At 54.0% G+C, this 22,968-nt stretch carries 22 protein-coding genes; 13 read left to right on the top strand and 9 right to left on the bottom strand.

The window, feature by feature from the left end:
- Positions 1–191: 191 nt before the first annotated feature.
- A complete protein-coding gene (gene sohB / locus ACEPLT_RS12665; RefSeq protein ID WP_008502812.1) occupies positions 192–1,238 on the top strand; it encodes a protease SohB in 1,047 nt (348 codons plus the stop codon).
- 34 nt (positions 1,239–1,272) lie between these two features.
- On the opposite strand, the gene ACEPLT_RS12660 is transcribed toward sohB, so the two are convergent.
- A complete protein-coding gene (locus ACEPLT_RS12660) occupies positions 1,273–1,524 on the bottom strand; it encodes a YciN family protein (RefSeq protein ID WP_003856804.1) in 252 nt (83 codons plus the stop codon).
- A 399-nt stretch (positions 1,525–1,923) separates the two neighbouring features.
- Here ACEPLT_RS12660 and topA point away from each other — a divergent pair, with 399 nt between their 5' ends.
- The 6 genes from topA (at position 1,924) to acnA (ending at position 9,406) form a co-directional block, all read left to right on the top strand.
- Positions 1,924–4,521 carry a type I DNA topoisomerase gene (gene topA / locus ACEPLT_RS12655; protein ID WP_023292242.1) on the top strand — a complete coding sequence of 866 codons (2,598 nt, stop codon included), beginning with the start codon at positions 1,924–1,926 and terminating at the stop codon, positions 4,519–4,521.
- A 187-nt stretch (positions 4,522–4,708) separates the two neighbouring features.
- A complete protein-coding gene (cysB, locus tag ACEPLT_RS12650) occupies positions 4,709–5,683 on the top strand; it encodes an HTH-type transcriptional regulator CysB (RefSeq protein WP_008502814.1) in 975 nt (324 codons plus the stop codon).
- Positions 5,684–6,019: 336 nt separating this feature from the next.
- On the top strand, positions 6,020–6,160 hold the full coding sequence (locus tag ACEPLT_RS12645; protein WP_213374860.1) for a YmiA family putative membrane protein: 141 nt from the start codon (positions 6,020–6,022) through the stop codon (positions 6,158–6,160).
- Between the two features lie 2 nt (positions 6,161–6,162).
- Positions 6,163–6,333, top strand: a complete 171-nt coding sequence (locus ACEPLT_RS12640; RefSeq protein WP_021240301.1) for a hypothetical protein — start codon at positions 6,163–6,165, stop codon at positions 6,331–6,333.
- 137 nt (positions 6,334–6,470) lie between these two features.
- Complete coding sequence (gene ymiC, locus ACEPLT_RS12635) at positions 6,471–6,569, top strand: small membrane protein YmiC (protein WP_032623144.1); 99 nt, start codon at positions 6,471–6,473, stop codon at positions 6,567–6,569.
- 161 nt (positions 6,570–6,730) lie between these two features.
- Positions 6,731–9,406: an aconitate hydratase AcnA gene (acnA, locus tag ACEPLT_RS12630; protein WP_232927569.1), complete on the top strand. Its 2,676-nt coding sequence runs from the start codon at positions 6,731–6,733 to the stop codon at positions 9,404–9,406.
- Between the two features lie 36 nt (positions 9,407–9,442).
- Here the strand turns inward: acnA and ribA are convergent, their stop codons facing one another.
- On the bottom strand, positions 9,443–10,033 hold the full coding sequence (gene ribA / locus ACEPLT_RS12625) for a GTP cyclohydrolase II (RefSeq protein ID WP_008501210.1): 591 nt from the start codon (positions 10,031–10,033) through the stop codon (positions 9,443–9,445).
- 196 nt (positions 10,034–10,229) lie between these two features.
- Between ribA and pgpB the strand changes: the two genes are divergently transcribed.
- From pgpB to yciH, 5 genes are all read left to right on the top strand, one after another.
- Positions 10,230–10,997: a phosphatidylglycerophosphatase B gene (gene pgpB / locus ACEPLT_RS12620; protein WP_232927571.1), complete on the top strand. Its 768-nt coding sequence runs from the start codon at positions 10,230–10,232 to the stop codon at positions 10,995–10,997.
- A gap of 148 nt (positions 10,998–11,145) precedes the next feature.
- Positions 11,146–11,454 (top strand): LapA family protein, encoded by a 309-nt coding sequence (locus ACEPLT_RS12615; protein ID WP_008501212.1) that lies wholly within the window; start codon positions 11,146–11,148, stop codon positions 11,452–11,454.
- 6 nt (positions 11,455–11,460) lie between these two features.
- Entirely contained in the window at positions 11,461–12,630 is a 1,170-nt protein-coding gene (gene lapB, locus ACEPLT_RS12610; protein ID WP_021240297.1) for a lipopolysaccharide assembly protein LapB, read from the top strand.
- A 186-nt stretch (positions 12,631–12,816) separates the two neighbouring features.
- Positions 12,817–13,554, top strand: coding sequence for an orotidine-5'-phosphate decarboxylase (pyrF, locus tag ACEPLT_RS12605; protein ID WP_232927572.1), 738 nt, complete (start codon positions 12,817–12,819; stop codon positions 13,552–13,554).
- Entirely contained in the window at positions 13,554–13,880 is a 327-nt protein-coding gene (gene yciH / locus ACEPLT_RS12600) for a stress response translation initiation inhibitor YciH (protein WP_232927573.1), read from the top strand. Before pyrF ends, yciH begins: the two co-directional genes overlap by 1 nt.
- A gap of 105 nt (positions 13,881–13,985) precedes the next feature.
- On the opposite strand, the gene osmB is transcribed toward yciH, so the two are convergent.
- From osmB to ACEPLT_RS12585, 3 genes are all read right to left on the bottom strand, one after another.
- Positions 13,986–14,204, bottom strand: a complete 219-nt coding sequence (gene osmB, locus ACEPLT_RS12595; RefSeq protein WP_008501216.1) for an osmotically-inducible lipoprotein OsmB — start codon at positions 14,202–14,204, stop codon at positions 13,986–13,988.
- A 259-nt stretch (positions 14,205–14,463) separates the two neighbouring features.
- The gene (yciT, locus tag ACEPLT_RS12590; protein ID WP_021240295.1) at positions 14,464–15,216 is read right to left on the bottom strand and encodes a DNA-binding transcriptional regulator YciT; all 753 of its coding nucleotides are present in this window, start codon (positions 15,214–15,216) and stop codon (positions 14,464–14,466) included.
- Positions 15,217–15,260: 44 nt separating this feature from the next.
- On the bottom strand, positions 15,261–15,443 hold the full coding sequence (locus tag ACEPLT_RS12585) for a YciZ family protein (RefSeq protein ID WP_021240294.1): 183 nt from the start codon (positions 15,441–15,443) through the stop codon (positions 15,261–15,263).
- A gap of 193 nt (positions 15,444–15,636) precedes the next feature.
- Here ACEPLT_RS12585 and ACEPLT_RS12580 point away from each other — a divergent pair, with 193 nt between their 5' ends.
- On the top strand, positions 15,637–16,506 hold the full coding sequence (locus tag ACEPLT_RS12580; RefSeq protein WP_447088261.1) for a crotonase/enoyl-CoA hydratase family protein: 870 nt from the start codon (positions 15,637–15,639) through the stop codon (positions 16,504–16,506).
- On the opposite strand, the gene pdeR is transcribed toward ACEPLT_RS12580, so the two are convergent.
- The 4 genes from pdeR to fabI form a co-directional block, all read right to left on the bottom strand.
- Positions 16,503–18,494, bottom strand: coding sequence for a cyclic di-GMP phosphodiesterase (gene pdeR, locus ACEPLT_RS12575; RefSeq protein ID WP_232927575.1), 1,992 nt, complete (start codon positions 18,492–18,494; stop codon positions 16,503–16,505). The two genes, ACEPLT_RS12580 and pdeR, sit on opposite strands and share 4 nt — an antisense overlap.
- Before the next feature lie 323 nt (positions 18,495–18,817).
- Entirely contained in the window at positions 18,818–20,752 is a 1,935-nt protein-coding gene (locus ACEPLT_RS12570; RefSeq protein ID WP_232927577.1) for an exoribonuclease II, read from the bottom strand.
- 88 nt (positions 20,753–20,840) lie between these two features.
- Positions 20,841–21,827 (bottom strand): CMD domain-containing protein, encoded by a 987-nt coding sequence (locus ACEPLT_RS12565; protein ID WP_232927579.1) that lies wholly within the window; start codon positions 21,825–21,827, stop codon positions 20,841–20,843.
- Between the two features lie 155 nt (positions 21,828–21,982).
- Positions 21,983–22,771, bottom strand: coding sequence for an enoyl-ACP reductase FabI (gene fabI, locus ACEPLT_RS12560; RefSeq protein ID WP_003856831.1), 789 nt, complete (start codon positions 22,769–22,771; stop codon positions 21,983–21,985).
- Positions 22,772–22,968: the final 197 nt, after the last annotated feature.

Below are 22,968 nucleotides of genomic sequence, written 5' to 3'. Positions count from 1 at the left end.
CCCGAATTCGCCTGATAATTCAATCAGTCTACAGGACGCATTGCTGTAAAATTAACAATTTGCAAATATTTAAACGCCAGACCGGGGATTCCTGAAGGCGCCTCGCAGAGGTAGTGTCACGAGCGAGACGCATGGGCAGGGGGTGTTGTACACTGCCGTGAAAGATTCGTGGTTAAATCAAGGTGGAACGCGTGGAATTACTTTCTCAATATGGGTTGTTTTTGGCGAAAATCGCGACGGTGGTGATTGCCATTGCGGTGGTTGCCGTTCTGATTGTCAACCTGACGCAGCGCAAGCGTCAGCGTGGGGAGTTACGCATCACCCGCCTGAGCGAGCAGTATAAAGAGATGCAGGAAGAGATGTCTCTGGCGCTGCTTGACAGTCATCAACAGAAACTGTGGCTCAAAGCGCAGAAGAAAAAGCATAAACAGGAAGCCAAAGCGGCAAAGGCAAAGGCGAAGCTCAATACGCCACAGGATAAGGTCACACCACGGGTTTACGTGCTCGATTTTAAAGGCAGCATGGATGCGCATGAAGTCGCGTCTTTGCGCGAAGAGGTCACTGCCGTGCTGGCCGTGGCGACGCCGCAGGATCAGGTCGTTGTTCGTCTTGAAAGCCCGGGAGGCGTGGTGCACGGCTACGGCCTGGCGGCCTCTCAGCTGCAGCGCCTGCGTGAAAAACAGATCCCGCTGACCGTGGCCGTAGATAAAGTAGCGGCGAGTGGTGGCTACATGATGGCCTGCGTGGCGGACAAAATTGTGGCCGCACCGTTCTCGATTATCGGCTCGATCGGCGTGGTCGCACAGATCCCGAACTTTAACCGCTTCCTGAAAAATAAAGAGATTGATATCGAGCTTCACACTGCGGGTCAGTACAAACGCACCCTGACGCTGCTGGGGGAAAACACGGAAGAAGGGCGCCAAAAATTCCGTGAGGATCTCAACGAAACGCATCATCTCTTTAAAGACTTTGTGCACCGTATGCGCCCGACGCTGGACATTGAGCAGGTCGCAACGGGTGAGCACTGGTACGGCGTTCAGGCGCAGGAGAAAGGGCTTGTAGATGAAGTCGGAACCAGCGACGATCTGCTGCTCAACCTGATGGAAGGCCGGGAACTGGTGGGCGTCCGCTTTGCCCAGCGCAAGCGACTCCTTGACCGCTTTACCAACAGTGCGGCAGAAAGCGCGGACCGCCTGCTGCTCCGCTGGCTACAGCGTGGACAAAAACCGCTGCTGTAAACAAAAACGCGAGGCTTATGCCTCGCGTTTTGCGTTAATCGACCAGGTGATATTTCTCGGAAAGCGTATGTGCCAGGTATTTAAACATGTTAAACACGGCGGTGCTTTTCGGGGTCGGTAAGCCCTGTTCATCAAGGAAGTATTCACCGCTGAAAACCAGCACGCCATTTCGCTGCTCTACGCCGGTGGCTTCAATGCCTGCCAGCGTATCTTCATGGTCACGAATAAGCTTGTTTGCTTCGATAAGCAGAGAGGCTCGGTCAATAGGTTGGGTCGTATTCTGCATAATCCACTCCTTAAACAGTGACAATAGTCTACGCCGAGGGCGCTTTGGGGGCAAATTTTCCCTGTAATGTGAGGGGATAAGGTGCAGGGGCCTGGCTGGCAGGATTTGCTTTTGCATGCTAATAAAGTTGCGTAACGAATTTTATCAGGTAGAGTGTGCGCTTTCGTCATTCTGGCAACAGAATTGCTTGACATTCAACCGGGAATTCGTCACGAATTACACGAGATGTGAGAAAAATACCCGAGAACTCAATCACCTGGGCGTCTTTTCTTTAACGCCCGGTAAGACAAAGGGGTTGATATCTCCTGACGCAGTCGCAATATCATTGGCTCGTCGTCAGCGGAAGGGAAATCAACGTGCGGCGTATTCCTGGAAGAATTAAATTAGGTAAAGGTGAATATGGGTAAAGCTCTCGTCATCGTTGAGTCCCCGGCAAAAGCCAAAACGATCAATAAGTATCTGGGTAATGACTACGTGGTTAAGTCCAGCGTTGGTCATATCCGCGATTTGCCGACCAGTGGCTCAGCCAGCAAAAAGAGCGCAGACTCTACCTCCACCAAAGGGGCTAAAAAGCCTAAAAAGGATGAACGTAGCGCGCTTGTCAACCGCATGGGTGTTAACCCATGGCATAACTGGGATGCACAATATGAAGTGCTTCCAGGGAAAGAAAAAGTCGTTAACGAGCTGAAGCAGCTGGCTGAAAAAGCAGACCACATCTATCTCGCAACCGACCTTGACCGCGAAGGGGAAGCCATTGCGTGGCACCTGCGGGAAGTGATCGGGGGTGATGACAAACGCTACAGCCGCGTAGTGTTTAACGAAATTACGAAGAATGCGATTCGTCAGGCGTTTGAGAAGCCGGGCGAGCTAAACATCGACCGTGTTAACGCCCAGCAGGCGCGTCGCTTTATGGACCGCGTTGTGGGCTACATGGTTTCTCCACTGCTGTGGAAAAAGATTGCCCGTGGCCTGTCCGCAGGTCGTGTGCAATCCGTCGCCGTGCGTCTGGTCGTTGAGCGCGAGCGCGAAATTAAAGCCTTCGTGCCGGAAGAGTTCTGGGAAGTCGATGCCAGTGTGACCACGCCGGGCGGTGACGCTCTGCCGCTGCAGGTAAGCCACCAGAACGATAAGCCTTTCCGCCCGGAAAACCGCGACCAGACCATGGCCGCCGTGGCGCTGCTGGAAAAGGCACGCTATCAGGTGCTGGAACGTGAAGACAAGCCGACCAGCAGCAAGCCTGGTGCGCCGTTTATCACCTCCACCCTGCAACAGGCGGCGAGCACCCGTCTGGGTTACGGCGTGAAGAAGACCATGATGATGGCCCAGCGCTTGTATGAAGCAGGTTACATCACCTACATGCGTACCGACTCAACCAACCTGAGTCAGGACGCGGTCAACATGGTGCGTGGCTACATCAGCGACAACTTCGGTAAGAAATACCTGCCGGAAAGCGCTAACCAGTTCGCCAGCAAAGAGAATTCTCAGGAAGCGCACGAAGCGATTCGTCCTTCTGACGTCTCCGTGCTGGCTGAATCGCTGAAAGATATGGAAGCCGACGCGCAGAAGCTGTATCAGCTGATCTGGCGTCAGTTCGTGGCGTGCCAGATGACCCCGGCCCAGTACGACTCCACCACGCTGACCGTTGGCGCGGGTGATTTCCGTCTCAAGGCGCGCGGTCGTATTCTGCGTTTCGACGGCTGGACGAAAGTGATGCCTGCGCTGCGTAAAGGTGATGAAGACCGAACGCTGCCTGCGGTGAACAAAGGTGATGAACTGTCTCTGGTTGAGCTGATCCCGGCTCAGCACTTCACCAAGCCACCGGCACGCTTCAGTGAAGCCTCCCTGGTAAAAGAGCTGGAAAAACGCGGTATTGGCCGTCCGTCGACCTACGCGTCAATTATCTCGACGATTCAGGATCGCGGTTACGTCCGTGTTGAAAACCGTCGTTTCTATGCGGAAAAAATGGGTGAGATCGTCACCGATCGTCTGGAAGCCAACTTCCGCGAGCTGATGAACTACGATTTCACCGCGCAAATGGAAGACAGTCTCGACCAGGTTGCCAGCCACCAGGCGGAATGGAAAAAGGTCCTCGACAGCTTCTTCAGCGACTTCACCGACCAGCTTGAAAAGGCGGAGAAAGACCCTGAAGAGGGCGGCATGCTGCCTAACCAGATGGTACTGACCAGCATCGACTGCCCAACCTGTGGCCGCAAGATGGGGATCCGTACTGCCACCACGGGCGTGTTCCTGGGCTGCTCCGGCTATGCGCTGTCGCCAAAAGAGCGCTGCAAAACCACCATCAACCTGGTGCCGGAGAACGAAGTTCTCAACGTGCTGGAAGGTGACGATGCGGAAACGAACGCTCTGCGTGCCAAGCGCCGCTGCAAAAAATGCGGCACGGCAATGGACAGCTACCTGATCGATCCAAAACGCAAGCTGCACGTGTGTGGTAATAACCCAACGTGTGACGGGTATGAGATCGAAGAGGGCGAGTTCCGCATTAAAGGCTATGACGGCCCGATTGTGGAGTGCGAGAAGTGTGGTTCTGAAATGCACCTGAAAATGGGACGTTTCGGTAAGTATATGGCCTGTACCAACGACGAATGTAAAAACACGCGCAAAATTCTGCGTAACGGTGAAGTGGCCCCGCCGAAGGAAGATCCGGTTCCGCTGCCAGAATTGCCGTGTGAGAAATCCGACGCGTACTTCGTGCTGCGTGACGGCGCGGCAGGTGTCTTCCTGGCCGCCAACACCTTCCCGAAATCGCGTGAAACCCGCGCGCCGCTGGTGGAAGAGCTATATCGCTTCCGCGATCGTCTGCCGGAGAAACTGCGTTATCTGGCCGATGCGCCGCAGCAGGATCCGGAAGGCAACAAAACCGTGGTGCGTTTTAGCCGTAAAACAAAGCAGCAGTATGTTGCGGCAGAGAAAGAGGGTAAAGCGACCGGATGGTCAGCCTTCTTTGTCGATGGCAAATGGGTTGAAGGCAAGAAATAATCTTTCCTAACCGTAACTTACCTGTAAAAGGGCCGGATTTCCGGCCCTTTTTTATTACCTTGTTATTATTTTTTGTTCCGTACTATACAGTCAGGCTATAAATGATATAGTGGTTATAGTTAACCCGTTTCTTATTATTAAATCGTCTTAAGCGAATGACCGCATGCGCTAAATCGGATGGTCTGGCATGAAATTACAGCAGCTTCGTTATATTGTTGAGGTGGTGAATCATAACCTTAACGTCTCTTCTACCGCCGAGGGGCTATATACCTCGCAACCGGGCATCAGCAAACAAGTTCGTATGCTGGAGGATGAGTTAGGCATTCAGATCTTCGCCCGCAGCGGTAAGCATCTTACTCAGGTGACGCCTGCAGGGCAGGAAATCATCCGCATTGCGCGTGAAGTCCTCTCTAAAGTCGATGCGATTAAGTCTGTGGCGGGGGAGCATACCTGGCCGGATAAAGGCTCGCTGTATATTGCCACGACGCATACTCAGGCGCGCTATGCGCTACCCGGCGTGATCAAAGGCTTTATCGAGCGTTATCCTCGCGTCTCGTTGCATATGCACCAGGGCTCGCCAACGCAAATCGCTGAAGCCGTCTCTAAGGGGAATGCAGACTTTGCCATCGCCACCGAAGCGCTTCACCTGTATGACGATCTGGTGATGCTCCCGTGCTACCACTGGAACCGTTCTATTGTGGTGACCCCCGATCACCCCCTGGCGGGTAAAGGGTCGGTCACTATCGAAGAGTTGGCCCAGTATCCTCTGGTGACCTATACGTTTGGCTTTACCGGCCGGTCCGAGCTTGATACGGCATTTAACCGGGCAGGGTTAACGCCGCGCATTGTCTTTACCGCGACCGATGCGGACGTGATTAAGACCTATGTCCGGCTTGGATTGGGTGTGGGCGTCATCGCCAGCATGGCGGTCGATCCGGTGTCAGACCCTGACCTGGTGCGTCTTGATGCGCACGACGTTTTCAGCCATAGCACCACAAAAATTGGGTTCCGCCGCAGCACCTTCCTGCGCAGCTATATGTATGATTTTATTCAGCGCTTTGCCCCTCATTTAACGCGTGACGTGGTGGATACCGCCGTGGCATTACGCTCAAATGAAGATATTGAAGAGATGTTTAAAGACATCAAACTCCCCGAAAAATAATCACACCCGGTATCTTTCCCCCAGGGAAAGATACCGAAATAACGCCTCAAAGCTAAATTAGAATTATCATCATCTGCTTTCCCTGCCATATAATGTCATTAGCCATTTGCTTTGTAAGGTTTTAATGTCGTGAATCGGCGACAAAAGTAGAAACTAATTTACGCCTCCGCAAATTTTTCTTTTCAATAATTTATTTCTGGTCAAAAGATTGAATATTTCATACCTCCCGGTGCGTAAATTCACTGGCTTTTCGGCTAAAGTTTCTTTAGGATTTATCTCAACAGATGATTAATTGTACCAATTGTTTGGTCCTAAATGATAAGCGATGTCGATTGTATGAGGTTAGCAATGCCTTCAGGAAGTGAAGAACCGCAAAGGGATCCTGCGCTCAAGCGTAAAGCCTGGCTGGCGGTCTTTCTCGTCTCCGCCTTGTTTTGGGTGGCTGTTGCTCTCCTGGCCTGGAGATATTGGGGTTAAATATGGCAGTGACGGTACGTACCGCTTCGGTAAAACAGATGTGTCAGCATCGTGACAACGGCCACAGAGGGCGTAAAGCACCTGCAACTGTTGTACCTGCGTCCTGGAAACTGACGCCGCAGCAGCAAGCGTTTATTGATGTGTTCGCAGAAGACGAACCCAAAAAACAATAATTTAGTTTATTGCGTAATGATGCAAATAGTCTGAATATCGACTCTGCACTTTTGTACTCTTTAATAAATACACATCAGCAATATAGCACTGAGGAACAACCTCGGAATTTTTATAAATAATGCCTGGTGTCCCTATGATGAATAACATGACGTCTCACAAATACTGGTCGTGGATCGGCGTTTTTACCGTGTCGATTCTGTTCTGGAGTCAGCTCATCTGGCTGGCGCTCCACTAAATTGTAAAACCTCGCTACGGCGGGGTTTTTTGTTTCCCCCTTGTGGACCAATCCGAAATTTATCAATTTGGGTTGTTATCAAAACGTTACGACATCTTTGTGTTATCTTTAATTACAGCCCTGATGATTGTCGGGACATCTCTGTGATTAAGGAGGAGCTTATGTCGTTAACCCTACGCGAAGCCAGTAAGGACACGTTACAGGCAGAAAATAAAACCTGGCACTACTACAGCCTGCCGCTGGCTGCCAGAACGCTTGGGGACATTTCGCGTTTACCCAAGTCCTTGAAAGTTTTACTTGAAAATCTCTTGCGCTGGCAGGACGGTGAATCCGTCACGCTCGATGATATCCAGGCGCTGGCAGGGTGGCTTGAGAAGGCCCATGCCGACAGAGAAATCGCCTACCGCCCGGCAAGGGTGCTGATGCAGGACTTTACCGGTGTTCCGGCCGTGGTTGATTTAGCCGCGATGCGCGAAGCCGTGAAGCGTCTCGGCGGAGATACGGCAAAGGTTAACCCGCTTTCCCCCGTTGACCTCGTCATTGACCACTCCGTGACCGTTGACCACTTCGGTGATGACGATGCCTTTGGTGAAAACGTTCGTCTCGAGATGGAGCGTAACCACGAGCGCTACGTCTTCCTGAAGTGGGGACAGCAGGCGTTCAGCCGGTTTAGCGTGGTCCCGCCAGGCACCGGCATTTGTCACCAGGTAAACCTTGAATATCTGGGTAAAGCCGTCTGGAGCGAATTGCAGGATAAAGAGTGGGTCGCCTATCCGGACACGCTGGTGGGTACGGACTCCCATACAACCATGATCAACGGTCTGGGGGTACTGGGGTGGGGCGTCGGCGGTATTGAAGCGGAAGCCGCCATGCTCGGCCAGCCGGTATCCATGCTTATTCCGGATGTGGTGGGCTTCAAGCTCACCGGAAAACTGTCTGAAGGCATTACCGCCACCGACCTGGTGCTGACCGTCACCCAGATGCTGCGCAAGCATGGTGTGGTAGGCAAGTTTGTCGAATTCTACGGTGACGGACTGGATTCACTGCCGCTGGCCGACCGCGCCACCATTGCCAATATGGCGCCGGAATACGGTGCCACCTGCGGCTTTTTCCCCATTGACGACGTCACGCTGGAGTACATGCGCCTAAGCGGCCGCAGCGAAGAGCAGGTCGCGCTGGTGGAAGCGTACACCAAAGCGCAGGGCATGTGGCGCAATCCGGGCGATGAGCCTGTTTTCACCAGCACGCTTGAACTCGATATGGGAAGCGTCGAAGCGAGCCTCGCGGGGCCGAAACGCCCGCAGGACAGGGTTGCGCTGACCGACGTGCCGAAAGCGTTTGCCGACAGCAATGCCCTTGAAGTGAACGTGGCGCAGAAAGACCATCGTCCCGTCGACTATGTTCTGAACGGACATCAGTATCAGCTTCCGGACGGCGCGGTTGTGATTGCCGCGATTACTTCCTGCACCAACACGTCCAACCCCAGCGTATTAATGGCGGCCGGTCTGCTGGCTAAGAAAGCGGTAGAGCTTGGGCTAAAACCTCAACCGTGGGTTAAGGCCTCGCTGGCACCGGGCTCCAAAGTGGTGTCGGATTACCTGGCTCAGGCCAAACTGACGCCGTACCTGGACGAGCTGGGCTTTAACCTCGTGGGCTACGGCTGTACGACCTGTATTGGTAATTCCGGGCCTCTGCCTGAACCTATCGAAACGGCGATCAAGCAGGGTGACCTGACGGTCGGCGCCGTCCTGTCAGGTAACCGAAACTTTGAAGGGCGCATTCACCCGCTGGTGAAAACCAACTGGCTTGCTTCGCCGCCGCTGGTGGTGGCTTATGCCCTGGCCGGGAACATGAATATCAACCTGGTAACCGATCCGATTGGTCACGATCGTAAGAATGATCCTGTCTATCTGAAAGATATCTGGCCTTCTTCACGTGAAATCTCGCTGGCCGTTGAGAAGGTTTCTACCGAGATGTTCCGCAAAGAGTACGCGGAGGTCTTTGAAGGCACGCCGGAATGGAAAGCCATCAACGTTGCAGGTTCGGATACCTATGGCTGGCAGGATGACTCGACCTATATTCGTCTGTCGCCGTTCTTTGATGAGATGCTGGCCGAGCCGGCGCCGCTTAAGGATATTCACGGCGCGCGCATCCTGGCCATGCTGGGGGATTCTGTCACGACGGACCATATCTCTCCGGCGGGGAGCATCAAAGCCGATAGCCCGGCAGGTCGCTATCTGCAAAGCCGGGGGGTGGAACGCCGCGATTTTAACTCCTACGGTTCGCGCCGTGGTAACCATGAAGTCATGATGCGCGGGACCTTCGCTAACATCCGCATTCGTAACGAAATGGTGCCGGGCGTGGAAGGGGGCATGACGCGCCATCTGCCGGGGACGGAAGTCGTGTCGATTTATGATGCGGCGGTCAAATACCAACAGGAAGGGACGCCGCTGGCGGTGATTGCCGGGAAAGAGTACGGTTCCGGCTCCAGCCGCGACTGGGCGGCGAAAGGCCCGCGCCTGCTTGGCGTTCGGGTGGTCATCGCCGAATCGTTCGAACGTATTCACCGTTCGAATCTGATCGGCATGGGGATCCTGCCGCTTGAGTTCCCGCAGGGCGTGACGCGTAAAACGCTGGGCCTGACCGGGGAAGAGCAGATTGATATTAGCGGCCTGCAAAACCTGCAGCCGGGTAAAACGGTGCCGGTAACGTTAACGCGGGCAGACGGGAAAACCGAGGTGCTGGATTGTCGGTGCCGTATTGATACGGCAACCGAGCTGACCTACTACCAGAACGACGGCATTTTACATTATGTGATTCGTAAGATGCTGGATTGATGAAACGAGCCCGGCACGCGTGCCGGGCTTTTTATATCACTCTTTCAGCAGATGGCCCATTTTGGCGGCTTTGGTATCAAGGTAGTGGGCGTTTTTCGGGTTACGGCCGACAATCAGCGGTACGCGTTCAACGATGTTGATCCCGGCTTCGGTCAGGATTTCCACTTTTTTCGGGTTATTGGTCAGCAGACGAACTTCGTCTACGCCCAGCAGCTTGAACATATCGGCGCATAAGGTGAAATCACGTTCGTCAGCGGCAAAACCGAGCTGATGGTTGGCTTCAACCGTATCGTAGCCCTGGTCCTGAAGCGCGTAGGCGCGAATTTTATTCAGCAAACCAATGTTACGCCCTTCCTGACGGTGATAAAGCAGCACGCCGCGGCCTTCTTCAGCAATATGAGAAAGGGCCGCTTCCAGCTGGAAACCGCAATCACAGCGCAGGCTGAACAGCGCGTCGCCGGTGAGACACTCTGAATGGACGCGGGACAGCACCGGCGTCTGCCCTGAAATGTCGCCATACACCAGTGCGACATGATCCTGTCCGGTTGCCAGTTCTTCAAAACCCACCATCAGGAAATCGCCCCATGGGGTTGGCAGTTTGGCTTCTGCCACACGTTTAAGCTGCATGTGATTCTCCAGAGTAGGCTGACACGTTTCGTGCCTGTGCCCTGTTTTGCTTTCTGTATCAGTTTATTTTGCCACAAGCTCAGCAGGTTCGCCTAATGGGCACCATGCGATATGACCGTTAAAAGCACGATCCGACATCTCCACCCAGCGAACAAATTTCAGTTATGATTGTGACGCTTAGCAAAAAGGAGAAGACATGCATTCAATCGCCAGACGTACGGCAGCAGGTGCGGCCATTTTACTGATTATGCCTTTGGCCGTATGGCTTTCAGGGTGGATGTGGCAGCCCGGGCAGAACGCCACGTGGCTGAAAACGTTATACTGGATTACGGAAACGGTCACCCAGCCCTGGGGAGTTATCACCCACGTCCTCCTGTGCGCCTGGTTTCTGTGGTGCCTGCGCTTTCGTCTGCGCGCGGCGCTAATGCTCTTTGCGATCCTCGGCGGCGCTATCCTTATCGGTCAGGGCGTAAAATCCTGGGTGAAAGATCGCGTTCAGGAGCCGCGTCCTTTTGTCGTCTGGCTGGAAAAAACGCACCATGTTCCGGTGGATGAGTTCTACACTTTAAAGCGTAAAGATCGTGGCGCACTGGTGAAAGAACAGCTTGCGGAACAGAAGGATATCCCGAAATTCTTGCGTAAACACTGGCAGAAAGAGACCGGGTTCGCGTTTCCCTCCGGCCACACCATGTTTGCGGCCAGTTGGGCGCTGCTGGGGGTTGGGCTGCTTTGGCCTAGACGTCGAACGGTCACCATCGTGATTTTACTGGTCTGGGCGACGGGAGTGATGGGCAGCCGCTTACTGCTGGGGATGCACTGGCCACGGGACCTGGTCGTCGCCACGCTCATCTCGTGGATGCTGGTGATGCTGGCGACCTGGCTGGCTGAACGATTCTGCGGCCCGCTAACGCCACCGCCGGAAGAGAAAGAAGAAATAGCCGAAAGGGACCAAACGGACGCCTGAAGGTTGATATTGCGCATTTTGCCCATAGATCCATGACTGGCGCGTCACTTTTTCCATTTCGCGCCCGTCACTAAAATGGTAGTTTATAAGGCTGATTGCGGTAAGTTGAACATACTTTATTCGCTTGAACCACATAACGGGAAGTAATGTGAAATATTTACTCATTTTCTTACTGGTATTGGCGATTTTTGTCATTTCAGTCACATTGGGTGCACAAAACGATCAGCAGGTGACGTTTAACTATCTGCTGGCTCAGGGCGAGTATCGCGTGTCGAGCCTGCTCGCGGTCTTATTTGCTGCAGGCTTTGCTATTGGCTGGCTGGTTTGCGGTTTGTTCTGGTTAAAAGTCCGTGTTTCGCTTGCGCGCGCTGAACGTAAAATCAAACGACTCGAACATCACATTGCGCCTGCGTCCGACATGCCGGAAAGCTCTGGCGTGCCGGTCGTGAAGGAATAATCGACGATGCTGGAGTTGTTGTTTCTGCTTTTGCCTGTCGCCGCAGCCTATGGCTGGTATATGGGCCGCAGAAGTGCGCAACAAACAAAACAGGATGAGGCCAACCGGCTCTCCCGCGACTACGTTGCGGGGGTGAACTTCCTCCTGAGCAATCAGCAGGACAAAGCGGTAGACCTGTTCCTCGACATGCTGAAAGAGGATACGGGGACCGTTGAAGCCCATCTTACCCTGGGGAACCTGTTCCGCTCGCGCGGCGAGGTTGACCGCGCCATCCGTATCCACCAGACCCTGATGGAAAGCGCGTCTCTGACTTACGAACAGCGTCTCCTGGCGGTACAACAGCTGGGCCGAGACTATATGGCCGCGGGGCTGTACGATCGCGCTGAAGATATGTTCACCCAGCTGGTGGATGAAACGGATTTCCGCATTGGCGCGCTGCAGCAGTTGCTGCAGATTTACCAGGCCACCAGCGACTGGCAGAAAGCCATTGATACGGCTGAACGTCTGGTGAAGCTGGGTAAAGATAAGCAGCGCGTTGAGATCGCCCATTTCTACTGTGAGCTTGCCCTTCAGCAGATGGGCAATGACGACATGGACAAAGCCATGGCGTTGCTGAAGAAAGGTGCCGCCGCGGACCGCAACAGCGCCCGTATCTCCATCATGATGGGGCGCGTTTTTATGGCGAATGGCGACTACGCCAAAGCCGTTGAAAGCCTGCTGCGGGTTATCGACCAGGACAAAGAGCTGGTCAGTGAAACGCTGGAAATGCTGCAAACCTGCTATCAACAGCTGGACAAGCGGGAAGAGTGGGTGGCATTTCTGCGTCGCTGCGTGGAAGAGAATACCGGCGCAACCGCGGAACTGATGCTTGCTGACGTTGTTGAGCAGTATGAGGGGGGCGACACCGCGCAGGTCTATATCACCCGACAGCTTCAGCGTCATCCGACCATGCGGGTCTTCCATAAGCTGATGGATTACCACCTGAACGACGCGGAAGAAGGGCGCGCGAAAGAGAGCCTGATGGTGCTTCGCGACATGGTTGGCGAGCAGGTGCGCAGCAAACCGCGCTACCGTTGCCAGAAGTGTGGTTTTACCGCCTACACGCTCTACTGGCATTGTCCGTCCTGCCGGGCCTGGTCCACCATCAAGCCCATCCGCGGCCTGGACGGGCAGTAATTTTTTTAAAAGCCTTCATTTTAGTTACAACATACTGATGGTATTTAACACTTTCTGAGCACCGTGCGGTTTGCCGGCCTGGCAGGCAGATAAATGGATTCTGTCAATTTGCGGCGTCGGCAGGTAGAATGCTGGCCGTTTATCTGTTCCGCGCCGCTGCGCGCCCATAGACGAAAAGGGCTGGTCATGACGTCTGTTACATCCTCCACTTCCCGCGTAATTACGGATTCTCCTGTTGTTGTTGCGCTTGATTACAATAAGCGTGACGCTGCACTGTCGTTTGTCGACGGTATCGACCCTCGCGATTGCCGCCTGAAAGTTGGCAAAGAGATGTTCACGCTGTTTGGACCGCAAATCGTTCGCGATCTGCAACAGCGCGGCTTTGACGTTTTCCTCGACCTCAAATTCCATGATATTCCGAACACCACGGCCCACGCCGTTGCTGCAGCCGCCGAGCTGGGCGTATGGATGGTCAACGTCCATGCGTCGGGTGGGGCAAGAATGATGACCGCTGCCCGTGAGGCGCTCCTGCCGTTCGGTAACGACGCGCCGCTGCTTATCGCCGTCACAGTGCTGACCAGTATGGACGAAAATGATTTACGCGACCTTGGCGTGACGTTGTCACCTGCGGAACATGCCGAACGTCTCGCGCGTCTGACGCAGCAGTGCGGCCTGGATGGCGTAGTCTGCTCCGCGCAGGAAGCGGTACGTTTCAAATCAGCGCTGGGCCAGGATTTTAAACTCGTTACGCCGGGGATCCGTCCTGCGGGCAGCGACGTGGGCGATCAGCGCCGCATCATGACGCCTGAGCAGGCGCTGGCTGCGGGCGTTGACTATATGGTCATTGGACGTCCGGTTACGCAGTCTGCAAACCCGGCAGAGACGCTTAAGGCTATCAACGCATCGCTGAAAAAGGGGGCGTAATGACCGATTCCAACAGCCGTCTGGTCTACTCAACCGAGAGCGGGCGTATCGATGAACCGAAAACGAAAGTGGAACGTCCTAAGGGGGACGGTATCGTGCGCATTCAGCGTCAGACCAGCGGACGTAAGGGGAAAGGGGTCTGCCTTATTTCCGGTATTGATCTGGATGATGCTGAACTGACAAAGCTGGCTGCCGAGCTGAAAAAGAAATGTGGATGCGGCGGGGCCGTGAAGGACGGCATTATCGAAATCCAGGGTGATAAACGTGAATTAATTAAATCACTGCTCGAAGCCAAAGGCATGAAAGTCAAACTGGCAGGCGGCTAAAATAAATGAGCCACGGCAATTGCCGTGGCTCGTGTTATATACGTGCGTATGTCAGACCTGAAATGCGTTTAAATATCGCAATATCGAGGAAGGCTTAGATAATAGTTATTTGCCAACCTGGTGACCGATAATACCACCGACAGCAGCGCCACCTAATGTACCCAGCGTACTACCATCCGTTAATACTGCACCACCGAGAGCACCGGCACCGGCACCAATCGCGGTGTTACGGTCACGTTTAGACCAGTTAGAGCATGCGCTCAGGGACATAGCGACAGTGATTGCCAGAACAGCGGCGGCTAATTTTTTGCTGGTTAAGGTCATAATACTTTCTCCTGAATTATCGATTCACGGAAAGATGTACACGTTAAGTATAGACTAATCGAATACTTAATTCTTTTCCCCGTGAAAGCTGGTCGCGCAGGCGTTACTTCATCACGCAGGTGATAGTCACTTCCTGTTATATCGCTAATAGTAATTTTACGACTTTAGGGCAGGTTAAACAGGTAAAAACTCTTAAAGCAGGGTTAAGAATCATCTCAGAGAAAGACGTGTGCGCCCGAAATACGGGCGCGGAGGGAAATCAGGCGCTGGCTTTAATAATATTGACGATCAAACCGCTCTCTTCGAGTTTATTGCGATGCGCTTCGCTCAAACGGTCATCGGTAATCACGCGGCTAAAGCGTGAAGCGGGACCCATCGTGTAAGGGTGAACGGCACCAAATTTAGAGCTGTCGGTGAGAACAATGGCTTCGCACTCTTTTTCCAGTACGGCATTCACCACGTCAGAGCGCATCATATCCCGGCCGGTAAAGCCTGTCTCCGGCTGCCAGCCGTCAATCCCGATAAAGGCCTTACTGAAATGAACCTGCTGGACGTACTGACGGGTCAGCGGGCCAACCATGCTTTCACTTTTTTTCTGATAGATGCCGCCCAGCAGAATCACCTCGCAGCGCGTCTCTTTAAGTAAATGCGCGATATAGCTGCTGACGGTGATAATGGTGACGTCTTTTTGATCGGCAAGCGTTCGCGCCAGAAGGGCATTACTGCTGCCGTTTTCAATAAAGACGGTCTCGCCGTTGTTCACCAGGGACGCAGCAAATTCCGCCAGTTCACGTTTGAGCGCGTAGTTGTTCATCATGCGCGTCTCAACGTCATCACTGTCCAGCGGGACCGCATAGCCGTGCGCGCGACGCAGGTAGCTTTGTTTTTCCAGCAGATTAAGATCCTGACGGATGGTGACTTCAGAAACGCCAGTGGTTTTAGCGAGATCGACTACGCTTACGCGTCCCTGATCGATGACCATCTGCAAAATGAGTTGTTGTCGGGAATTCATAGCATCCATTTAATAAAGCGAAATGAGATCGGAAACGGTGGGGGTTAAACTTCCCACGGCGCTTTTGGCTGTCTGTTTTCGGGCGCATCGTCAGCGCCATTCTGAGCAAGAAGTTCAGACTTCAGGATCTCAAGATTACGGATAGCAGAGTGATAATCGCCCGCCACCAGGATATCCAGCACGGTATCAATTCGTTGTGCTACAGCTTGTGCGTCAATAGTTGACATAATCTCACCCCAGGCGCGAAAAGTTAATATTTTCAATGATGCAGAAATTGGCTTCAAAAGAGAAGGGAAAAAATGCAATAACCAAATTACATAAACGGAAGTGATAAAATTATTCCCCCTCATGCTGCGGGCTTATTGAGTGGATTAGTCTAAAACTGCGCGCAACGCGCTTTTTTATAAGAGGAATTAGACTATGACAGTTATCAATCAGCCTACCTGCACACTGTTTACCGATACTGAACGGTTCACCCAACTGTCAGGCTATTACGAGGCAGAGCGACATACAGTCTGGATGATGTTGCGGGCTCAGCCACGTCCTTGCTTCAACCATGCGTTAATAGAGGAGATCATGAATCTTTCATGGCTCGTCCGCCAGTCTGGTTTTGCGGTCGATTTTTGGGTGACCGGATCGCTGGTGCCTGAGATGTACAATGTGGGCGGTGACCTGCAGTTTTTCGTCGAGTGCATTCAGCACGGTCGACGTGAAGCGTTACGGGCCTATGCGCGCGCCTGTGTCGATTGCGTGCATGCGGCCTCCCGGGGGTTTGATACGGGGGCCATCTCGCTGGCCATGGTCGAAGGCAGCGCGTTAGGGGGCGGGTTTGAGGCCGCTCTTGCGCACCATTTCGTTCTGGCGCAGCGCGATGCACGTTTAGGTTTTCCCGAGATTGCTTTCAACCTGTTCCCGGGCATGGGGGGATATTCCCTGGTAGCTCGCCGTTCAGGAATGAAGCTGGCGGAGGAACTCATCTACAAGGGGGAATACCATACGGCGGAATGGTACGAACAACATGGCCTGGTGGATCTCCTGTTTGAACCCGGACAAAGCTATGTCTCCACACGAACCTTCATCGACACGCTACGGCCAAAACTGAATGGCGTAAGAGCGATGCTGCGCGCCCGGACGCGCGTTCTGCAATTGCCGCGCAGTGAACTGATGGACATCACGGAGGACTGGGTAGACGCGGCTTTCTGCCTTGAACCGAAAGATATCGCCTATATGGAGCGTCTGGTGATGCTGCAAAACCGCCATCACGCGGCGGGCTTGCGTAAAGCCAGTTAATGCTGCTTTCGCGCCTGATATCGTTTTAGCCATCGCTCGAATGCGGCAGCGGGCATCGGCTTAGCAAACAGAAAACCCTGCCGTTCGTTGACGCCGTTCTTGGTCAGAAAGGCGTCTTCTTTTGCATTTTCGACCCCTTCAGCAATCACCTGCAGGTTTAACGCCTGCGCCACCGCGACGATGGCGCGCACCAGTGACTGGGAGATGGACTGCTTATGAATATCCCTGACAAACGATTGATCGAGTTTTATGGCGTCAATAGGGAAGCGGGCCAGCTGCGAAAGGGAGGAGTAGCCGGTACCAAAATCGTCGAGATGAATTTGCGCCCCCAGCCTGCTGAACTGCTGGATCACGGAGAGCGCCAGCTCTTCGTTCTCGATAAGACAGCTTTCGGTTAATTCGACGTCCACCGGGCAGTATTCAAAGTTAAGATCCTTCAGCGCCTGCTTTAAGTCACTAAAGATAGTCTGGTCGGCCAGCTGACGCGCAGAGACGTTCACGGCCACGCGCAGGTTAATTCCCTTATCGCGCCATTTTGCCACCTGGCGAACCACATCCAGCATCACCCAGCGGCCCAGCGGCACAATCAACCCTGACTCCTCGGCATAAGAGATAAACTCCAGCGGCGGGATCAACCCGCGTTCGGGCGATTGCCAGCGGACCAACGCTTCAAGACTTCTGACCTCTCCGCGCCAGGTTATTTTAGGCTGGTAGTGGATCAGGAGCTGGTCGTTATCCAGCGCCTTACGCAGGTTGGTATCCAGCCAGAGATACTCAAACACGCGCTGGTTCATCTCGGGCGAGAAGACGCAGAACTTGCCCCGGCCGTTCTCTTTAGCGGTGTACATGGCGGTATCGGCGTTACGAATGACGCTTTCCCGGTCGTTACCGTGCTGCGGGGCGAGGGCGATGCCCAGGGAACAGCCGGTGTAAATTTCGATCAGGCCGATTCGGAACGGCTGGCGCAGGCGGGTTAAAATGCGCGACGCCATCGCTTCCAGAGAGCCCTGAGAGGTATGGGTGGCCATGACGATAAACTCATCTCCGCCAAGTCGTGCCAGCACCTGTCCCTCATCCAGACAGCTCAAAATGGCGAGCGCCACAGCCTGTAACAGCTGATCGCCAAACATATGCCCGTAAGCGTCGTTGACCTTTTTAAAGTTATCCAGGTCGAGATACACCACGCCAACCTGCGTGTCGCCGCGGTGACTGATGGCGTCAGAGATCAGGTCGTGGATCGCATTGCGGTTTGGTAAGCCGGTGATGGTATCGGTATTGGCCAGCACGCGCAGCCGTTCCTGAGCGCGGCGTTCCTCGGTAATATCGGTACCGGAACAGATAAGGAAAATTTCATTTTTACCGCTGCCGCTGTGAACGAATTTGTTTCTGAACAGAAACAGTCGTTGCCCTTTACGCGTTTTGATCCAGCGTTCGACTTCGTAGGAGCTGCCGTTGCGGAAGAAACCGGTAATATTGCGCTTTGAGGCAGCCGCTTCGCTGCGGCTCATAAAGAGCTTAAACACGTTTTGGCCAATCACTTCTTGCTCTTTGAGGCCGGTATACTCTTCGCTCAGCCGGTTAAAACGCTGAATATTGCCGTTCTGATCGAGAATAACAATCACGGAGTTAGCCTCTGACACCACCTGTTCCGCAAAAGAGAGTCCCTGAGCCAGGTCGCGCGCCACGGAGGGCGTATCGTTCCAGGCGGAAGCCGTACCGGCCCACTCGTTACGGGTAATTTTACGGCCCACAAGGTGAACCGGGACATCTTCCCCGAATAACGAGAGCGTCATGGAAATGCTGGAGGTAATAACGGTTAAATGACGGATAAGATCGGCCTGATCGTCGTCCAGCGCAATCACCTGAGTGACATCGGCATTTTCACTGGCGGCAAGGTGCAGAGCGTTGCTGTCAGCTGACAAGCGCCACCATGGGCTGTGGGTTCCCATGTAGCGAAACAGCAAATTCTGCTCCAGATCGTACATCATGTTTTCTCCCGCAGCTGTTCAGTCGCGCACCAATTATTCATTTGCAGCCGACTTTTCCGTTGAGAAGCAGCGGCAAAACCGAAGTGAACTTATTGTTTTTCCCTGAATTCTTATAATAAAACGAGTCAGATTTAAAAGGATACTGAGCGTATAAAAATTCACGTAACCGAATATAACAACACTCTTTTACTGTAGATAATTATGGCGAATTTGGGCGAGGGGAGGCTGAAAATAGTAAGAAAAAATAATGATTTTGTGGCGGGGATAAAAAGAAAAATTGTCGGCCTTTCCGGAAAGGAAATGACCGACAATTGAACAGGTTATCAGGCGACAGGACGCGCGATAATACTGCGGGTTTCCATACGGACTTCAGCGATAGTGACGTCAATCACGTCGGTGACTTTGTAAACTGTTTCACCTTTAATTTGCACCGTACCGTTTTCCTGACTACAGACCATTTCATCACGAACAGCATGCAGGAATGGCGCCGGAATAAACGCGACAGCACCGTTATCGACCAGACGGACGCGCATTCCTCCGCGGCTGATATCAATGATCTCGGCGGCGAAACGGGTATCCGTACCGGCTTTATCCTGCAGGAAGCGCGCGTAAAGCCAGTCGCCAACGTCACGTTCTGCCATGCGGTTCAGACGGCGACGATCGGCCATTTGCAGCGTGGTCTCCTCCTGAGGGCGGGCAACGGTTTCGCCTTTGATAATCGCTTTCAGCAGACGGTGGTTAACCATATCGCCATACTTACGGATCGGTGACGTCCAGGTCGCGTAGGCTTCGAGGCCGAGACCAAAGTGTGGGCCAGGCTCGGTGCTGATTTCAGCGAAGGACTGGAAGCGACGAATGCGGCTGTCCAGGAAGCCCGATGGCTGCGCGTCCAGTTCGCGGCGAAGCTTGCAGAAGCCCGGCAGGGTCAGCACTTCTTCCGGATCGACGTGCACGTCGTGATTCTTCAGCAGGGCCGCCAGCGCTTCGGTATTCGCCGGATCGAAGCCGGTATGGACGTTGTAAATACCAAAGCCCAGCTTGTCGCGCAGCACGCGTGCGGCACAGATGTTGGCGGAAATCATCGCTTCTTCAACGATGCGGTTCGCAATGCGTCGCGGCTCGGCCACGATATCCAGCACTTCGCCTTTCTCACCCAGAACAAAGCGATAATCCGGGCGATCTTTGAACACCAGCGCATGGGTTTGACGCCACTCGCCGCGGTTCAGACAGATGCGATGCAGCAGACGGATCTGCGCGGCAATGGCGTCTGATTCTGGTTTCCAGCTACCGGTATTTTCCAGCCAGTCGGAGACGTTATCGTAGGCCAGCTTGGCTTTCGACTCGATGGTGGCAGCAAAGAACTCGATATCGTCTTCAATCGCGCCATCCGCGGCAATGGTCATGCGGCAGGCGAGAACCGGGCGCACTTCATTTGGGCGCAGAGAGCAGAGATCGTCTGACAGTTCACGCGGCAGCATTGGGATGTTGAAGCCCGGCAGGTAGTTCGTGAACGCACGGATTTTCGCCGTTTCGTCAAGCTTGCTGCCTTCAACAATCCAGGCGGTGGGATCGGCAATGGCAACGGTCAGGTGCAGTTTGCCGTCGGCACTCTCTTCAGCGTACAGCGCATCGTCCATATCTTCGGTGCTGGCGCTGTCGATGGTGACAAACTCCAGCGCGGTGAGATCGCGACGCGTCAGACCTTCGTCCTGCATCTCGGTTGCCACGCCGTTCGGCGCTTCTTTTTCAAGATTGTGGCGTGCCAGCGTAACCCACCATGGCACGAAATGATCGGCGCCAAAGGTAATGAACTGGGTCAGTTCCGCATAAAAACCGCGATCGCCTTTCAGAGGATGACGGCGCATTTCTGCTACGGCCCAGTCACCTTCTTTAAAATCTTGCTCAACGCCACGGGCGGCGCGGCAGGGAATGGCATCTTTCAGCAGAGGATGATCCGGCACGATAGAAAGACGATCGTCTTTTCGCTGCACCTTGCCCACAAAGCGGGTCAGGAACGGTTCGATCAGTTCTTCCGGCTCGGCGGACTCACGTTCCTTTTCGGTATGAATGACGGCCATGACGCGGTCGCCATGCATCACTTTCTTCATCTGCGGTGGCGGAATGAAGTAGCTTTTCTGCGCGTCAACTTCAAGGAAGCCAAAGCCCTTTTCCGTGGCTTTTACGACCCCTTCTGCACGCGGCGTCTGGGAATGCAGTTGCTGTTTAAGCTGCGCTAGCAGCGGGTTGTCCTGAAACATAATGTTCTATTTTCGTAGCCATTGAGCGGCTGACAGTTTTACGCGATTCTCACTGTCTCAGCAAGCGGTCTTTGGGTAATGAGTGTGGTTATTCCTCTTTACCAAACGCCACTTTCAGACGATTAAGCCAGCCATCAAACGCACTTTGAGTAAGCAGCGTGATGGCATATTCGCCCTGGAATCCTTGATCCGTGAGCGGGGTAAACTGCGCGGCGCTGAAGCGGTCCGGCGAGCGGGTCAGCAGTTCGACCGCTGCCGAAAGTGCGGGTGACGTCTGCGGGAGCTCCGCGCGGCTGTTTAACAGGATTTCTCCGGTCAGGTCGAGCAGCGTCGGCTCATGACAAAGCACCGGCGTCAACGCCTCGAGCGCGGGTTCGGCCTGCCAGCGGGAGAGGGACTCCAGCTGATGCGCATGCGCGTAGCGCAGCTCAACGACGGGTAAAAGCGGCGTCCACGCATCGTGGCTCGCGGGAAGCGTGTGCGGCTGAATATGGTGCCCCGGCAACCAGCGAACAGGGTGTCCCAACAGCGCCTGAAAAATCGCGACCACGCGCGCCTGAAAACCGATAAAGCCGATAATCTGGTTAATCACCACGATGTCGTACGTGGACAAGCCCACCTCATCAAGCTGGTTCCGGGCTTTATCATCAATGACATCAGGCGAGCTGGCGAGCTGGCGGGCATACTGGGTGATCTGTGCCAGGCGGCGGTTGCTTTCGCGCGAGGAGTCCGGGCCGGGAAGCGGGGCGAGGAGGGCGGCGTAGTGGTTACAGAGCCGCTGAACGCCGCAGGCCTGTGCGACCGTTAACGCGGTACTGAGCCGATCGTAAGCGCTGAGCGTATGCAGGCGGTTCACGGGAATTGAGAGCGGAAACAGCTGGTGGCATAAGGCTCTGGCAGGGGTAAGCCAGCCAGAACAGGCGGCGACAATCTCATCAGGCAGGGCTAAATCGAGCAAAAAACGATCGTCGACGTTAGCGGCTTCGGGCACCAGGGGCAGAACATCCGTCTGCGCGTGGTTTGACTGGGTTTCATGATACCAGTGGCCTTTGCCGGAAAAACGGCGTTGTTCCATGTGCGTTCCTTGATCTCAAAATGGCGATCAATATCCTGGCGTAAGGCAGATAAAGGGAAAAATATTGTTAGGTGATAACAAATAGCAGAACGGAATAACGAAGGGGTGACGCGGGGGGGAAATACTCTCTTCCCGGGCGGGAAGAGAGTCACAGCTTATTTAATTTCCAGCTCGTTCATTGCAGCGATGTTGAAGCCGCCGTCAACGTGAACCACTTCGCCGGAGATACCCGCGGAAAGGTCAGAGCACAGGAATGCTGCAGAGTTACCCACATCTTCAATGGTAACAGTACGACGAATCGGGGTAACCGCTTCGCAGTGTGCCAGCATTTTACGGAAATCTTTAATACCGGAAGCGGCCAGGGTGCGAATTGGACCCGCAGAAATGGCGTTAACGCGCACGCCTTCAGGACCCATTGCGTTCGCCATGTAGCGTACGTTGGCTTCCAGAGACGCCTTAGCCAGACCCATTACGTTGTAGTTAGGGATCGCACGTTCTGCGCCCAGGTAGGACAGGGTCAGCAGGGCTGCGCCCGGGTTCAGCATCGCGCGGCAGGACTTAGCCATCGCAACGAAGCTGTAGGAGCTGATGTCGTGTGCGATTTTGAAGCCATCACGGGTTACCGCGTTCACGTAGTCGCCGTCCAGCTGGTCGCCAGGCGCGAAGCCGATGGAGTGAACGAAACCGTCGAATTTCGGCCATGCTTTTGCCAGTTCAGCAAACATGCCGTCGATGCTTTCGTCTTGTGCAACGTCACATTCCAGAACAATGCTGGAACCCAGCTGCGCGGCAAACTCTTCAACACGGCCTTTCAGCTTGTCGTTCTGGTAGGTGAACGCCAGCTCAGCGCCTTCGCGATGCATTGCCTGTGCGATGCCGTATGCGATGGACAGTTTGCTGGCAACGCCAGTCACCAGAATGCGCTTACCGGAAAGAAAACCCATAGCTTTAATCCTTATATTCATTGCTTATTTTGCCTTGTAATTCATAGCGTTACAGGCAGTATTTCAAAATCATTCGAAATTAGCTCGAAATTATAGCCCACTCACGGCCCTTTGTGTCACGATATTTCTCGCACTTCTCCGAAGTCGCATGCCCCGAAGAATGCGCCGCGGACTCGCGGGGGCGCGAAATTTCAGCA

It is taken from the genome of Enterobacter sp. fkY84-1 (assembly GCF_052974705.1).
Note: the sequence above shows the minus strand (reverse complement) of the source record. Positions and strands in the feature narration are given on the sequence as shown.